Source organism: Hoeflea sp. Naph1, from assembly GCF_046837775.1.
Taxonomy (GTDB): domain Bacteria; phylum Pseudomonadota; class Alphaproteobacteria; order Rhizobiales; family Rhizobiaceae; genus Hoeflea.
In genome coordinates this window covers 2,794,766-2,810,673 of the sequence record NZ_CP177286.1, presented here as the reverse complement: position 1 = coordinate 2,810,673, position 15,908 = coordinate 2,794,766, and the positions used below count along the sequence as shown (strand labels likewise).

Sequence of the window (15,908 nt, the reverse complement as noted above, 5' to 3'; positions counted from 1 at the left end):
ACCGGGACAACACACATAAGACGGGCGAATTGATCTAGGACAAGGAGAACCGGATCAACGCCGTGCGACTATTTGACAGTCATCGTCATCGCCATTTTCGGGTTGACGCAAGCGTCGATGTTTCGCATCTTGTCTGGGACATATAGGGTTAATGCTATGAATTTTGAAGCGTTCTTCGAGGAAAAGCTCGGCGGTCTGCACGAAGCTGGCAACTACCGGGTTTTTACCGATATCGAACGTCATGCCGGTGGATTTCCGCGGGCCACGCGCTACCGGGCGGATGGTACGACGCAGGACGTGACGGTATGGTGCTCAAATGACTATCTGGGCATGGGCCAGAATCCTCTGGTTACCGGTGCCATGAAGGAAGCGATCGAGCGCTGCGGCGCCGGCGCTGGCGGCACCCGCAACATTTCCGGTACGAATCACTACCATGTAAAGCTTGAGCGTGAACTCGCGGATCTGCACGGCAAGCAGGATGCGCTGATCTTTACCTCAGGATATGTGTCCAATTGGGCAGCACTGGGAACCTTGGGATCAAAGATTCCCGGCATCATCATCTATTCGGATGCGCTCAACCATGCCTCGATGATCGAGGGGATCCGTCATGCGCGTTGCGAAAAGCGCGTATTCAAGCACAATGATCCCGATGATCTGCGCCGTCTGATGGCTCTAGATGACCCGGCAGCGCCGAAACTGGTGGCATTCGAGAGCGTCTATTCGATGGATGGCGACATCGCCCCGATCGCCGACCTCTGCGATGTGGCCGATGAATTCGGTGCCATGACCTATCTCGATGAAGTTCATGCCGTCGGCATGTACGGACCGCGCGGCGGCGGGATTGCCGAGCGCGAAGGCATCATGGATCGTCTTACCGTGATCGAAGGTACGCTGGGCAAGGCGTTCGGCGTGATGGGCGGCTATATCACCGCAAGCCGCGCGCTGTGCGATTTCGTCCGCAGCTTTGCTTCCGGTTTCATTTTCACCACTGCCTTGCCGCCATCGCTGGCCGCGGCGGCCGCCGTGTCGATTCGCCATCTCAAGGCCAGCCAGCTGGAGCGCCGACGCCATCAGGATGCGGTTGCCAAGGTTCGCAAGGCGCTCGATGCGCACGGCATTCCGCATATGCCCAATCCCAGCCACATCGTACCGGTGATGGTTGGCAACGCGGCCAAGTGCAAGTGGATTTCGGATGTGCTGATCGACAATCACGGTATCTACGTGCAGCCGATCAACTATCCGACGGTTCCGGTAAAGACCGAACGGCTGCGGATCACGCCAACGCCGATGCACACCGATGGCGACATCCGCCATCTCGCCGGCGCGCTCAGCGAACTCTGGTCGCAATGCGCCTTGGCGCGTGCGGTAGCCTGACACGAGCCGGACCACCAGAGCCGCGCAAGCGGTAGGCTTTGTCTGACTGGTACATCATTTTAACGGCGCGAACCTCTTCGGGTTGGCGCCGTTTTTCTGTTCAATATGTTGTTTTCAGTATTGAATTCCGGATTGGCGAAGGGGGCCGATCAGGCCTCAGGATTGCGCACAGGCGCGCAAAACAGCGTGTAGAGCGTGCCGATCACCGAGGAAACCTCCTGATTGACGATCGAATAATAGATCATCCGCCCTTCACGCCGCGTATCGACCAGGCCATCAAGCCGCAATCGCGCCAGTTGCTGCGATACCGCAGCCTGCGGCATCGACAGGATTTCCTCAAGCTGGGATACCGATTTTTCGCCTTCCGACAAGATGCACAAAATCATCAGCCGAGTTTCGTGGCTGAGCGACTTGAGCAAATCGCTGGCCTGCCTTGCCTGGTTGAGCAGCAGGTTGAAATCGCTTTCGTTCATGTCGGACTTGATGTGAGGCAAATTCATGGGCGTTCACTCGGATACTTTGGATCGTCAATGAGATGTCGGACAATGCGGTGAACAAGGCCAAGGCAGGCCTCGTGCAACCCATCACGCGAAAAGCCATGTTAGCATGAGACACCGCCGGATCTATAGCGCCGCACCGACTGGGTTTTTCCTACATGATTTGACGGGCACTCGGCAACATAATGAAGCAGCTTTTCAATGCAGGCTATTGATTTCGCCAGATAAGATTACTGGAAATGGATTACGATTTTCCAACCGATGTTGTAGTCTGGCGTTAGAACAGCCTGAACCTTGGTAGCTAAGCCAATCTGGCGGACAGTTACCGATGGTCGGCACAAGCATGCTCCGGCCTCGCGTCGGGCACGGGAGGTGACATGTCTGCATTTCAACGCACTCTGTTTTTTATCTGTGCTCTATTGGTCAGTCTGCCAGCAAGCGTGCAGGCGGAGCAACGCCGAATCGAAACCACGCAAGATGCCGATTATTACGGTTTTGATCTGCGCACGGTGCAGGACGTGGAGCTGGATGAATGCAAGGCCATCTGCCTTGACGACCGGCAATGCAAGGCGTTCACCTATAATGTCAAGGCAGGCTGGTGTTTCCTCAAATCCGATTACAGCACCATCAATCCGTTTGCAGGCGCCATCGCCGGTCGGGTGGTCAGCAGCGACGAGCCGGATCTTGGCGCGGCGCCCACGCTGAGCTTCGTTCCCGCATCGACGCTTGACGCGGCGCGGACCTACCGCGAACGGCTCATCACTCGCAACGCCGGCGCCATCAGCCGTGGCGCAACCGTGCTGACGCGCGCCGCCGAAGCCTCGATCGCCGAGGGCGACATGAAAGCCGCGGTGCGCAATTTTGCCATTGCCGCTGCCGCCGATCCCGAGCGCAGCCCGGTCTGGGCCGAACTTTCGCGCTCAGCACTTACGTTCAACCCCGAAGACGCCAATCTGGTGCGCAATCTGCGTTCCGTAGCGGTTTCGGCAGCCATCAATGCCTATCAGACCTCGCGCACGGCAAGCCAACGGGCGGACGCCCTCGCAGTGCTTGGCGAAGCGCTGGAGCGGTCGGAGAGGTGGAGACCGGCGCTGTCGGCCTATCAGGCGAGCCTGGCAATCCGCGAAGTGCCGGCGCTGCGCGCTGCCTATGCCGATTTGCGCACTCGGCGCGGCTTCCGGGTGGTCGACAACACGGTCGACGCCGAAAGCGATACCCCGCGGGTCTGCATCCAGTTTTCGGAAAATCTGGTGAAGGGGCAGGATTATACCGATTATCTGAGCATTGACGGTATCGATGACGTGGCGATCGAAACCGAAAACCGGCAGATCTGCGCCAACGGCCTGTCGCACGGCCAGCGTTACCGCGTGGTGCTGCGACAGGGACTTCCGTCGAGCGTTGGTGAACAACTCGAAGCCCCGGTTGAACTGTCGCTCTATATCCGCGACCGTGCGCCGGTGGCGCGTTTCACCGGTTCCAATTTCGTGTTGCCGGCAAAATCGCGGCGCGGAATTCCGCTCGTCACCATCAATGCGCCGTCGGCGGAGCTGAAGCTCTACCGGGTTGGTGAACGGGCATTGACGCGCATCATCACCGGTTCGGAATTCCTGCGTCAGCTTGAAGGTTACACGGCCGAAATGATCGGACAGGATGTGGGCGCGCCGGTGTGGCAGGGCGCCATCGACATTTCCAGCGAACTCAACCGCGAGGTAACCACCAGCATTCCGGTCGACACGCTGCTTCCCGAACGCCAGCCGGGAGTCTATGTGCTGACCGCCACACCACTGGGCGACAAGAGCGAAAGCTGGGATGCACGCGCCACCCAGTGGTTTGTCATTTCCGACATCGGCCTGACCACGTTTGCCGGAACGGACGGACTTTCGGTGTTCCTGCGTTCGCTCGACACAGCGGAACCGCTAAGCGACGTGTCGTTGACGCTGCTTGCCCGCAACAACGAGGTTCTTGGCGAGGCGGTCACCGACGCCAGCGGCCACGCTCGGTTCCAGCCAGGACTGACACGCGGACTGGCCGGACTGGCGCCAGCAGCGCTGCTTGCCAGAAGTGCAGATGGCGATTTCGTGTTTCTCGATCTGACCGGTGGCGGATTCGATCTTTCCGATCGCGGCGTCACCGGGCGGGCGGCGCCGGGTGGCGTCGATGTCATGGCCTGGACCGAACGCGGCATCTACCGCGCCGGCGAAACCGTTCACCTAACAGCCCTTGCCCGCGACAGCCGCGCCGAGGCGCTGGTTGATCTGCCGCTGACAATCATCGTGCAAAGGCCCGACGGAGTTGAAGATCGCCGCGTGGTCTCCGACGGCACAGCACTGGGCGGTCATACGCTGGCCCTGTCGCTGCCGGAGAATGCCATGCAGGGGGCCTGGCGCGCGGCGCTGCATACAGATCCCAAACGCCCGGCGATCGCCGAGACTACCTTTCTGGTCGAGGATTTCCAGCCTGACCGGATCGAGATCGAGCTTGATGCGAAAGACGAAATCGTTTCGCCCGGGGAGCCCGCTGAAATAGAGGTTTCCGGCCGTTATCTTTACGGCGCACCGGCCGGGGGGCTGGCCACCGAAGGCGAAGTGGTGCTGAGCCGTACCCGCACGCTCGATGCCTATCCGGGGTTTGAATTCGGGCTTGCCGACGAGGAGCTCGAGAATACCCGGATTTCGCTCGAGGATCTGCAACCGCTTGACCAGGCAGGAAAGGCAGAAGTGAGCATCAACCTCGACAATCTGCCTGCCACCACGCAATTTCTGACCGCCAAGGTAACGATCCGCGCTTCCGAGGGCGGTGGACGCGCGGTTGAGCGCGCGGTCGACCTCAAGGTTGCGACAGACGGACCGCGCATCGGCATCGATCCGGAGTTTGACGACGGCCAGGTACCGGAAAACAGCCAAGCCTCATTCCGGCTTATCGCCATCGACGCTGACGGTGCACGGACGGCTATGCCGGCGTCATGGTCGCTGGTGCGGATCGAGCGCAATTATCAGTGGTATCGCCAGGGCAATTCCTGGAACTACGAGGTGGTCGATTTCACCACCGAAGTGGCCGACGGCGAGGTCGACCTTGCTGCTGATGACGCCGCACGGGTTGCCGCCAACGTCGAATGGGGCCGCTACCGGCTCGACGTGGTGGGCGAGGACGGCGCCGAGACCAGCATGCTGTTTGATGCAGGCTGGTATGTCGCCGCCAAGTCGGTCGAAACACCCGACGGGCTCGAAATCGCACTCGACAAGGATAATTACCAGATCGGCGATACTGCACAGTTGCGGATTTCGCCGCGATTTGCCGGCAAGGTGCTGGTCACGGTGGGGTCCGAGCGGCTGGTTACCAGCGTAACTGCCGAAGTCGGCGCCGAGGGCACCACAGTCGCGCTGCCGATCACCGAGGAATGGGGAGCGGGCGCCTATGTGACGGCGACGCTTTACCGCCCGGTAGGAGATCAGGAATCGCGGATGCCGATGCGCGCCATTGGCGTCAAGTGGCTCACCGTTGACCCAGGAGAGCGGCAATTGTCGGTCAGCCTCGACATGGCCAGTCAGACCACGCCGCGCGGCCAGTTTACGGTTCCGGTGCAAATAGCAGGCCTCAGCGCCGGCGAGCAGGCCTATGTGACCATTTCCGGGGTTGATGTGGGCATCCTCAACCTGACCCGACACGAGGTTGCCGATCCGGAAACATGGTATTTCGGCCAACGCGCGCTGGGGCTCGAGATCCGCGATATCTACGGGCGATTGATCGACGGATCGGCCGGCGTTACCGGCCGTATCCGCTCGGGCGGCGACGGCGCGATGATGCGATCGGAGGGCAGCCCGCCCAAGGAAAAACTGGTGGCGTTTTTTGAAGGCCCGGTGGAAGTCGGTGCAGACGGAACGGCAACGGTTTCCTTTGAGATACCTCAGTTCAACGGCACCGTGCGCGTCAACGCCGTGGCCTGGAGCAAAAAGGGGCTGGGCCACACAACCAAGGACGTGATTGTCCGCGATCCGGTGGTGATATCCGCCAGTCTGCCGCAATTTCTGGCGCCAGAAGACCATTCGCAGATGCTGATCGAACTTGCCAATACCGACGGACCGGCAGGAACCTATGCCTTGGAACTGTTCACCGCATCGAACCGCATCAAGGTCGGAGATGGCGTTCGTCATGAATTTGACCTGGCAGTAGGCGGCCGCGACAGCCTGGTGGTGCCGCTCGAAGGTCTGCGAACCGGGTCTGACAGTGTCACCGTGGCGCTGACCGGCCCGGACGGGCTGGAACTCGAACGGCAGGAACTGATCACCGTGCGGCCGGCGGCAATGCCGGTGACCATCAAGCGGATCATCAGTCTTGCCGGTAATGGCGGCACCTTGCGGATCGACGGCGAGTTGCTGGCCGACAGTCTGCTCGATGGTGCTTCGGTAACAGTCGGGGTCACCCGCAACGCCGCCTTCGACGTCGCGTCGCTGCTGATGCAACTCGACCGGTATCCCTATGGCTGCGCCGAACAGACTGCCAGCCGGGCGCTGCCGCTACTCTATCTGAGCGAACTAGGTGACAGCAATGGTGCTGAAGACGGCAAGGTAATCCGCGAGCGCATTGATGCGGCCATCAACCGGCTTGTCGCCTACCAGTCGTCATCGGGCAGTTTTGGTCTTTGGGGCCCGGGCTCCGGCGATCTCTGGCTCGACGCTTATGTCACCGATTTTCTCACCAGGGCTTTGGAAAAAGGATTTTCGGTGCCGCCGGTCGCCAGTCGTCTGGCGCTCGATAATCTCCAGAATGCGCTGTCCTACACCACCGATGTTGAAACAGATGGCAGCGGCATTGCCTATGCGCTCTATGTGCTGGCGCGCAATCGGAAGGCTGCGGCCACTGATCTTCGGTACTATTCCGACAGCCAGATCAATCGCTTCGCCCAGCCGCTGGCGCGTGCACAGATCGGAGCGGCGCTGTCGCTCTATGGTGATCAGCAACGCGCCAATGAGAGCTTCCGCTCGGCCTTCCAGCAGGCTCGCTCAACAGCCAGACTGGTGGGCAGCCGCAACGATTATGGCTCGGCCTTGCGCGATGGTGCGGCGATGCTGGCGCTGGCGGCGGAATCGACGCCGACCCCGGGCATCGTTCCCGAGTTGATCCGCTTGGTCGGCGACGCCAAGGCCGTGCGGCAATCGACCAGCACCCAGGAAAACGCCTGGATGGTGCTGGCGGCGCGGGCGATCGTTGCGGGCAACAAGTCGATCTCCGTCAATGTCAACGGGAAGGCCTATGCCGGCGCCTACCAATCGCAACTGAGCGGCGAGGAAGTGAAGGCAAACCCGCTGACCATCGTCAACCAGGGAACTGATCCGGTGGACGCGGTGGTGACCACCATTGCAGCCCCGGCGCAACCACTGAGCGCCGGCGGTGTCGGGTTCGACATCAGCCGCAGCTACTACACGCTCGACGGTCAGCCGGCCTCGATCGCATCGGCACAGCAGAACCAGCGCTATCTGGTAGTTCTGCAAATGCGCGAAGCCAACGCCTGGACATCACGGGTGGTTGTCACAGATCTGCTGCCTGCAGGTTTCGTGATCGACAACCCGCGGCTGGTCGATAGTGCGGACCTGAAAAACTTCCCCTGGCTCGAACCGACATCGGCGGGCCATGCGGAATTCCGCGACGACCGGTTCATGGCGGCGTTTGACCGTAGCGGCTCGTCCAACCGCAGCTTCACCGCCGCTTATGTGGTGCGCGCGGTAACCCCCGGGATCTATGCGCAGCCCGCAGCGGTGGTCGAGGACATGTACCGGCCGGAACTCGCCGCACGCACCGCGACCGGCATCCTGGAGGTCGTCGGCGCGCCATGAAACGGCCGTCAGCGGCAAGATGGAGACGCCTCGCCATCAGCTTGAGCGGCCTTGTCCTGATCGGGCTTGGGGCGATCGCGCTGGTGCGTGCAGACCGGGCGTTTCCGCCACCGCTTGAGGCTGCCAGCGATCTTTCGCGCGAGGTGGTGGATCGGAACCACCGACTACTGCGCGCCTACACAACGCCGCAGGGCCTGTGGCGGCTGCCGGTGAGTTTGGATGCGGTTGATCCGGACTACATCAACATGCTGCTTGCCTATGAGGATCGCCGTTTTCGCGATCACTGGGGTGTCGATCCGCTGGCCTTGCTGCGGGCGGCGGTGCAATTCGTGGTCAATGGCGGGCGCATCGTTTCGGGCGGCTCGACCATCACCATGCAGGTGGCGCGGCTGATCGAACCGCGGTCAGAACGGTCGCTTTCGGCCAAGCTCAGGCAGATGGTGCGGGCGCTGCAGATCGAGCGGCGCTTGAGCAAGGATGAAATCCTTTCGCTTTACCTCACACTGGCGCCCTATGGCGGCAACATCGAAGGTGTGCGCGCGGCGAGCCTTGCCTGGTTCGGCAAGGAGCCGCGCAAGCTCACGTTGGCGCAATCGGCGCTCTTGGTGGCGCTGCCGCAGGCGCCGGAAACGCGGCGCCCCGACCGCCAGCATGCACAAGCGCGGCAGGCGCGCGACCGGGTACTCAGACGAATGCAGGAATCGGGCCTCATTCCCGAAAGCGAAATCGCCCGTGCGTCAGTATCCGCTGTTCCACGCGGCCGCCGTGCAATGCCGGATCTCGCCGCCCACACTGCCGACACAGCCTTGAAATCAATGCCGGAAGCCCGTGTGATCAAGCTGACACTGGAGCAGACAATTCAGGCACGGCTGGAAGATCTGGCGCGGGAAACCGCGGCCCGGCTTGGGCCCAAACAATCGCTTGCCATGGTGCTGGCCGATGGCCGCAATGGCGAGATCCTCGCCTCCGTTGGTTCAACCGGGCACCTGGATGCCGGACGCGCCGGCGCCATCGATATGAGCCGCGCCATCCGCTCACCGGGTTCAACCCTGAAGCCGTTCATCTACGGCCTGGCGTTCGAGGATGCGATAGTCGACCCGGCAACGCTGATTGATGACAGCCCGGCTGATTTTTCCGGTTACCGCCCGCGCAATTTCGATCGTGGTTTCATGGGCGAAGTCAGCGTGCGCGAAGCATTGCAGCTTTCGCTCAATGTGCCGGCGGTGCGGTTGCTTGAAGCGGTCGGCCCGCAGCGTTTTCTCGCCCGGCTGAGACGCGGCGGCGCAGATCTGCAGTTGCCGCCCGGCGGCGCACCGGGGCTCGCCATCGGGCTTGGCGGAGCCGGCGTGAGCCTGCGCGATCTGGTGCAGCTCTATACAGCGTTTATAAATGATGGCGCCGCCCGGGTGCTGCATGACGGGTTTGACGACGGGGCAAAGACCACATTCGAGCACCCGGTGCTCGACGCCCGCGCCAATTGGCGGGTCAGCAATATTCTCTCGGGCGTTGATGCCCCGCAAGGCGCGCCACGCATCGCCATCGCCTACAAGACCGGAACCTCCTATGGCTATCGCGACGCCTGGGCGGTGGGTTTTGACGGCCGCCATGTGCTCGGGGTCTGGGTTGGCCGACCTGATGCCGCACCCGTGCCGGGGCTGTCGGGACTTACGACCGCAGCTCCCTTGCTGTTTGAGGCGTTTGCGCGCAGCGATCTCGCACCCGTTAAATTTGCCGCACCGCCGCGGGGCCTGGTCGTCCGGTCGCGCAGCCAATTGCCGTTTGCGCTCAGGAAATTTGCACCCGGCCAGGATGTTGCGCCGTTGATGGCCGGTGGTTCTTTGCCGCCACGCATTGTCTATCCGCCACAGGACGCGCGCGTGGCCTTGACGTCGCGCGGCGCCGGGCAACTGACGCCACTGGTAATCAAGCTGCAGGGCGGGGCGGCACCCTACCGGCTGATTGCCAATGGCGAACCGCTGGCAAAGGCAAGTCGCCGGCGTGTGCTGAACTGGACGCCGGACGGGGCAGGGGCTTCCACGCTGACGGTGATGGATGCCGAGGGCCGGGCCGCCAGCGTCAGCGTGTTCATTGACGCGGACTGATCCCGGCACGGCGCGAGAACATCATCCGACTGAAACGGATGGCATAATTTCCGCGCTGCCTGTCTCCATACGGCCATAATTCGATGCTGGCACTTGCGGTCGACAAATGGAATTATGTGCGTGCGGGTGCGCATGCGCGGCACGCTTTATATGACGCCATCTCGCGCCATTGGCGCTAAGCTGACAACCGGGTTTGTAGTAATCGATTGCGATTATCAAACTCACGAGAGCGCGGGCCTGCTCAGGGAATTTTGAATGACACGCTTTTCAATCTCGACCTGGCTTGGCGCGCTTATCCTGGCCATTTTCCTACCGCTGTTTGCCTTCGTGGTATTGCTGCTGGGACAATTGCAGGCTTCCGACAATGCCAAGGTAGAGCAGCGAACGGTGCGGGAAGCCGCCAGCATTGCCCAGGCAATCAAGCCGGTGATCGACAGCATGCTGATCACTGTAAACCTGGTCTCATCAATGGAAGAATTGAGCCAGGGTGACCTGGAAGGGTTTCACCGGCGCTCCCGTTTTGCGCTGCGCGGATCCGGCAACTACATCATCGTCACCGACAAGAACGGTCAGCAGCTTCTCAATACCCGGGTTGATTTTGGCACGGAGCTGGGCCTGGTCGCCGACATGGACGGCATCGAAAATGCGATGGCCAGCAGCATGCCGTATGTCTCCAATGTGTTGTTGGGGCGCACCGGCGGCAAATGGGCCTTCAACGTCCTCAAGGCATTGCCGAATTTCACCACGTCGGAGGCCCATGTCGTGGTGACGACTAAAAATACCGAGGATCTGGCGCCGGTCATCGACCGGCTTGTGCTGGCGCCCGGCTGGACGGCCGCAGTTGTCGATGACCACAGCCGGATCGTCGTGGCCAGCAGCGAGCGTGGATTGAACACCGGTGATGCGCTGGTGCTTCCGATGGGGCTGTTGCCGTCCGATTTTTCCGGTACCTCCCGGTTTCGCCGGTTCAGCGATGCCGAAGGAAATATTCTGGGCTACGCGCCGATAATCGGAACGCAATGGGCAACCTTTGTCTGGGGTCCTGCAGACGCGGCTCAGGCTTCGTTGTTACAGAGTTGGCAGATTCTCATCTGGGGCGGGCTGATCTTCCTCTTGTTATCGCTTGCCATCCTCTATTTGTTCACCCGGTTCCTGAAGAAGACGGTCTACAACGTCGCTCAGATGGCCGAGCGGCTGGGGGAGGGAGAAATCGTTTCGCCGATCGATTCGCGCATCAGCGAAATCGATAGAGTCGCCAAGGCTCTGTCGAACGCATCCTTTGACCGCAGCCAGCGCGAGGAAACGATCACCTTCGTGATGAAGGAACTGGCGCACCGCACCAAGAACCTGATCGCCGTGGTCATCTCCATTGTCCGGCAAACCGCCAAGCGCAATGCCGATCCGCAACAGATGGCCAAATCGATCACCAGCCGGATCATGGGTCTCGGCGCTTCCATCGATTCGCTGACCGCGCGGGAGTGGGCGTCGGTGCCGCTGCGCGAACTCGTGGAAAGCCAGCTTGCCCATTTCGGCGCCGCTGGCGGCAATATCAAGGTAAAAGGACCCGATATCGATCTGCGACCGGATGCGGTCCAGCATATGGGCATGGCGCTGCACGAACTCGCCACCAATGCCGCAAAGCATGGCGGACTGAGCATCAGTACGGGAAGCGTGGAAGTCAGCTGGGCGATCGAGACTTCCGACGACGGTCAACAGTTGCGCCTGCAATGGCTGGAAAGCGGTGGACCGGCTGTCGTCGAGCCGGAAAACAAGGGATTTGGCGCACAGATCCTCGAGCGGCATGTCGCCGCCACCTTCAACGGACAGGCGTCGACCGAATATCTGTCGACGGGGTTACGCTGGGTGTTGACCGCGCCGTTGCAGCAATTTGAAGTTCCCAACCCCGGTGCGGCGCGAAAATAGGCTCGGCTCTGGTTGTCAGGCCAGCGCGAAAGCATCCCGGCTTACCGGCCGTCAATCTCCGGCGTGGCAGCAGGCCCACCTTCAAGATCGATGATCAGCGCCTTCATCTCACCAATTTCTCGCCTTTGCGCCTCGATGATATTATCGGCGAGCTTGCGGACGCGCGGGTCCGTAATATCGGCCCGGCTGCTGGTAAGGATGGCGATCGAGTGGTGCGGGATCATCGCTTTCATCCAGGAAATATCTTCAATCGTATCCTGGCTGCGGACCAGATAGAGCGAGCCGGCAAAGACCAGTAGCGACGTGGCGAAGATCGCAATGTTGAGCTTTCGGTTGGCGTACATCCCCAGCATGAAGGAAAGCATGATGGCCGCCATCGCCGCGCCCATGTAAATGGCCATATAGAAACGGGTTTCGCTGAAGAAGATGTGATCCCAGGCAAATGTATTGAGATACATCAAGCCGAACATGATGGCTGTTGAGGTGATAATCATCGCCAGAAAACGCGTGTAGGACATTTGGGCCTCCTTGCTTATTGCCTTGTTTGCACCAACGACCTTCCCGGGCTGGAAGGTTCCCCCAACAATGGCAAAAAGAATGTACTTGACCTTCCATTGACTGGAAGCCCTAGCTTACTGGCAACGAAAAGGATTGCGTCCATGAAAGAACCACTCAAGCCAGCACACGGGCAAAGCGGCGATGGCCACACGCACGCCGCGGGCCATCAGAACCATGGTCGTGATGCACATCAGCACCAGTCTGCCGACGACATTCATCGAAGTGCGACCGTTCCGGTTGACGGATCGGTTACCGATCCGGTTTGCGGGATGGAAGTGAAACTCGACGGGGGCGGCCTATCGCTCGAGTACAAGGGTGACAACTATCATTTCTGCAGTCAGAAATGCCATGACCGTTTCGAAAGCGATCCGTATTTCTATCTGTCTGGAAACAAGGCGCGAAAGAAGGAGACGGCGCCAAAAAACACGCTCTACACCTGTCCGATGCACCCGGAAATCGTCCAGGAGGGGCCCGGCAGTTGCCCGATTTGTGGCATGGCGCTGGAACCGCAGGATGGGGTTGCGGAAGGCGCAAACCACGAACTGACTGATTTTACCCGGCGGCTTTGGGTAAGCTCGCTTGCGGCCATTCCGCTGGTGCTGCTGACGATGGGGCCGATGCTCGGGCTTCCCATCCGTCAATGGCTCGGGGAAAGCCTGGCAATTTATCTTGAGTTTGTGCTGGCCACCCCTGTGATCCTGTGGGCTGCACTGCCGTTCTTTCATCGCGGCTGGAACTCGATCAGGACCTGGAACCTGAACATGTGGACACTGATCATGATCGGTGTCGGTTCAGCCTATATCTATTCCGTGATTGCCACATTCCTGCCCGGGCTTTTTCCAGCCGGCCTGCAAATGCATGGGGGCCATATGCCGGTCTACTATGAGGCCGCTGTGGTGATCGTCGCTTTGGTGTTTGTCGGGCAGGTGCTGGAGCTTCGCGCACGCGAGCGCACCGGCGACGCCATCCGCGCTCTTTTAGATCTGGCCCCCAAGACCGCGCGGCGGATCACGCCGGATGGCGATGAATATGATGCGCCGCTCGAAAACATCGTTGAAGGCGACCGGCTTCGTGTTCGCCCTGGCGAAGCCGTGCCGGTGGATGCGCGGGTCATCAGTGGCAGGACATCGGTTGACGAAAGCATGCTGACCGGAGAGCCGCTGCCGGTTGAAAAGGGCCAAGGCGATACAGTGACTGGTGGCACGCTCAACAAGAACGGTTCGCTGATCATCGAAGCCAGCAGGGTGGGCGATGAAACCATGTTGGCGCGGATTGTCGCCATGGTGTCGGCGGCGCAACGTTCACGGGCGCCCATCCAGGGACTTGCAGACCGGGTAGCCTCCTTCTTTGTCCCGTCAGTGATCGCGGTGGCGATCGCAGCCTTCGGGCTCTGGTATGCCTTCGGTCCCGATCCGGCGTTTGTGTTCGCCATCGTCTCCGCCGTATCGGTGCTGATCATCGCCTGTCCTTGTGCGCTTGGGCTTGCGACGCCGATGTCGATCATGACCGCCACCGGGCGCGGCGCCCAGGCAGGGGTGTTGATCAAGGACGCGGAGGCACTTGAGCGGATGGCCAAGGTCGATGTCCTGGTGGTCGACAAGACAGGCACATTGACCGAAGGCAGACCGAGCCTGACCGATATCATTGTCGTCGGTGACCTGCCGGAAGCCGAGATGCTGGCTATTGTACGCGGTATTGAGGCAAATTCCGAACACCCTCTGGCCGAAGCCATCGCCGAGGGCATCAAATCACGTGGCGTCGAAGCAGCAGCGATCACCGATTTCGAGGCGATCACAGGCAAGGGGGTACGCGCGAAATTTCAGGGAAGACCGGTTGCACTTGGCAACGCTGCGATGATGGAATTGTCCGGAATAGACCATTCCGGGATCGAAGATCAGGCCAACAAACTGCGCGGTTCCGGCAAGACCGCCATGTATGTCGCTATTGACGGTCAACTCAGCGGTCTGGTTTCGGTGTCGGATCCGATCAAACAATCGACAGCCGAAGCCATCAAGGCGCTGCATGACGCAGGCTTGAAGATCATCATGGCAACGGGCGACAATGAGCGGACGGCCCGCGCGGTGGCCGATCAACTCGGCATCGACGAGGTGCGGGCCGGAGTCCTGCCTGAAGACAAGAAGGCGCTGGTCGATGAACTGCACGGCAAGGGCCACAAGGCTGCGATGGCCGGCGACGGCGTCAATGACGCACCGGCACTGGCGGCAGCCGAGGTGGGAATCGCCATGGGAACCGGCGCGGATGTGGCGGTTGAAAGCGCCGGCATCACGCTGCTGAAGGGCGATCTCATCGGCATCGTCCGGGCGCGCAAACTGTCCCAGGCCACGTTGCGCAACATCAAGCAGAACCTGTTCTTCGCCTTTGCCTACAACTCGCTGGGCATTCCGATTGCCGCCGGGGTTCTCTACCCGATCACCGGCACTCTGCTTTCGCCGATGATTGCAGCGGCAGCAATGAGCCTGTCATCGGTGTCGGTGATTGCAAACGCTTTGCGGCTGCGGCGTGTCGATCTCGATGCTTGACCTTCCGCCCGGTGGAACCTCTAGGCTCCACTGCAGTACAGGAGAAACGCAATGAACATAGGTATCGTTTCCCGGACGACCGGGTTGCCGGCCAAGACGATCCGCTATTACGAGGACATCAAGCTGGTCAAGCCAGCGCGCCTTGAGAACGGCTATCGCGATTATGCCGAAGAGGATGTACGCCGACTCAGTTTTGTACAGCGGGCGCGCAGCCTCGGCTTTTCAGTCGATGAGTGCCGCTCTCTATTGGGGCTTTACGCCGACAAGAACCGGGCAAGCGCCGATGTGAAGGCGCTGGCACTTGAGAAGATCGCGCAGGTGGACCGCAAGATCGCCGAACTCACGGCTTTGAAATCAACCCTGAAGAAGCTCGCCGATACCTGTCATGGCGATGATCGACCGGACTGTCCGATCATTGACGGCATGGCTGGGCAGGGAACGCTATGAACCCCAAGTATTTCGTCATTGCGGTATTCGTTCTGGGTGGTGCGGCGTTCGCCTATGACAAGTTCTGGCCGAAGCCGGAAAATCCGCATTCGGTTCAAACCACGGCAGGCGAAGCCGGTGCACCGCTGGTCAATGTCACGGTGCCCGTTCTTTCCGCGGCCGGTGAAGAGGGCAAGGTGCTGTTTGATGGCAATTGCGGCACTTGCCACGGCAACAATGCTGCCGGTCAGGATGGCGTCGCACCGCCCCTGGTGCATGTGATCTATGAACCCAACCATCACAGCGACATGGCCTTTGTGCTTGCCGCCAAGAACGGCGTCCGCGCCCATCACTGGCGTTTTGGCGACATGCCGCCACGCGAAGGCGTGAGCGATTCCGATGTCGCAAAGATTATCGCCTATGTGCGAGAACTGCAGCGTGCCAACGGCATCCATTGATGCGGAAACCTGGGACCTGGGACACAGGTGACCTGCGTCCTGCACCCGGGCGGCCGGCGTCCGTTGCGCTCAGGGGCCTGAGCGCTGCGCGTGATATATCGCGGGTCATCTGACCAATCCTATCCGAACCAGAATTTCGTTCCGCCTCCAGGTTTTCGCTTCAGAACCGAACCGGGTTTACTGTCGCAAGGTCCTGGGT

At 60.7% G+C, this 15,908-nt stretch carries 9 protein-coding genes; 7 read left to right on the top strand and 2 right to left on the bottom strand.

Features of this window, described 5'->3' with window-relative positions:
• Positions 1–156 precede the first annotated feature (156 nt).
• Entirely contained in the window at positions 157–1,374 is a 1,218-nt protein-coding gene (gene hemA / locus ACK6D9_RS13460; protein WP_322990049.1) for a 5-aminolevulinate synthase, read from the top strand.
• Between the two features lie 149 nt (positions 1,375–1,523).
• Here the strand turns inward: hemA and ACK6D9_RS13455 are convergent, their stop codons facing one another.
• Positions 1,524–1,874, bottom strand: a complete 351-nt coding sequence (locus ACK6D9_RS13455) for an ArsR/SmtB family transcription factor (protein ID WP_412048898.1) — start codon at positions 1,872–1,874, stop codon at positions 1,524–1,526.
• A gap of 374 nt (positions 1,875–2,248) precedes the next feature.
• On the opposite strand from ACK6D9_RS13455, the gene ACK6D9_RS13450 reads away from it, so the two are divergent.
• The 3 genes from ACK6D9_RS13450 (at position 2,249) to ACK6D9_RS13440 (ending at position 11,727) form a co-directional block, all read left to right on the top strand.
• Positions 2,249–7,702: an MG2 domain-containing protein gene (locus tag ACK6D9_RS13450; RefSeq protein ID WP_412048897.1), complete on the top strand. Its 5,454-nt coding sequence runs from the start codon at positions 2,249–2,251 to the stop codon at positions 7,700–7,702.
• Complete coding sequence (pbpC, locus tag ACK6D9_RS13445) at positions 7,699–9,804, top strand: penicillin-binding protein 1C (protein WP_412048896.1); 2,106 nt, start codon at positions 7,699–7,701, stop codon at positions 9,802–9,804. The genes ACK6D9_RS13450 and pbpC overlap by 4 nt, the downstream gene beginning before the upstream one ends.
• A gap of 255 nt (positions 9,805–10,059) precedes the next feature.
• Positions 10,060–11,727 (top strand): HWE histidine kinase domain-containing protein, encoded by a 1,668-nt coding sequence (locus tag ACK6D9_RS13440; RefSeq protein WP_412048895.1) that lies wholly within the window; start codon positions 10,060–10,062, stop codon positions 11,725–11,727.
• A gap of 41 nt (positions 11,728–11,768) precedes the next feature.
• Here ACK6D9_RS13440 and ACK6D9_RS13435 read toward each other — a convergent pair whose 3' ends face one another.
• The gene (locus tag ACK6D9_RS13435) at positions 11,769–12,245 is read right to left on the bottom strand and encodes a DUF305 domain-containing protein (protein ID WP_412048894.1); all 477 of its coding nucleotides are present in this window, start codon (positions 12,243–12,245) and stop codon (positions 11,769–11,771) included.
• A 141-nt stretch (positions 12,246–12,386) separates the two neighbouring features.
• Here ACK6D9_RS13435 and ACK6D9_RS13430 point away from each other — a divergent pair, with 141 nt between their 5' ends.
• The 3 genes from ACK6D9_RS13430 to ACK6D9_RS13420 are packed head-to-tail and all read left to right on the top strand — an operon-like array spanning position 12,387 to position 15,709.
• Entirely contained in the window at positions 12,387–14,825 is a 2,439-nt protein-coding gene (locus ACK6D9_RS13430) for a heavy metal translocating P-type ATPase (protein WP_412048893.1), read from the top strand.
• 51 nt (positions 14,826–14,876) lie between these two features.
• Positions 14,877–15,272 (top strand): Cu(I)-responsive transcriptional regulator, encoded by a 396-nt coding sequence (gene cueR, locus ACK6D9_RS13425; protein ID WP_322989476.1) that lies wholly within the window; start codon positions 14,877–14,879, stop codon positions 15,270–15,272.
• A complete protein-coding gene (locus tag ACK6D9_RS13420; protein ID WP_412048892.1) occupies positions 15,269–15,709 on the top strand; it encodes a c-type cytochrome in 441 nt (146 codons plus the stop codon). Before cueR ends, ACK6D9_RS13420 begins: the two co-directional genes overlap by 4 nt.
• Positions 15,710–15,908 lie beyond the last annotated feature (199 nt).

Coding starts and splice junctions, on each gene's coding strand:
- hemA (WP_322990049.1), top strand. CDS start 157: ATGAATTTTGAAGCGTTCTTCGAGGAAAAGCTCGGCGGTCTGCACGAA.
- ACK6D9_RS13455 (WP_412048898.1), bottom strand. CDS start 1,874: ATGAATTTGCCTCACATCAAGTCCGACATGAACGAAAGCGATTTCAAC.
- ACK6D9_RS13450 (WP_412048897.1), top strand. CDS start 2,249: ATGTCTGCATTTCAACGCACTCTGTTTTTTATCTGTGCTCTATTGGTC.
- pbpC (WP_412048896.1), top strand. CDS start 7,699: ATGAAACGGCCGTCAGCGGCAAGATGGAGACGCCTCGCCATCAGCTTG.
- ACK6D9_RS13440 (WP_412048895.1), top strand. CDS start 10,060: ATGACACGCTTTTCAATCTCGACCTGGCTTGGCGCGCTTATCCTGGCC.
- ACK6D9_RS13435 (WP_412048894.1), bottom strand. CDS start 12,245: ATGTCCTACACGCGTTTTCTGGCGATGATTATCACCTCAACAGCCATC.
- ACK6D9_RS13430 (WP_412048893.1), top strand. CDS start 12,387: ATGAAAGAACCACTCAAGCCAGCACACGGGCAAAGCGGCGATGGCCAC.
- cueR (WP_322989476.1), top strand. CDS start 14,877: ATGAACATAGGTATCGTTTCCCGGACGACCGGGTTGCCGGCCAAGACG.
- ACK6D9_RS13420 (WP_412048892.1), top strand. CDS start 15,269: ATGAACCCCAAGTATTTCGTCATTGCGGTATTCGTTCTGGGTGGTGCG.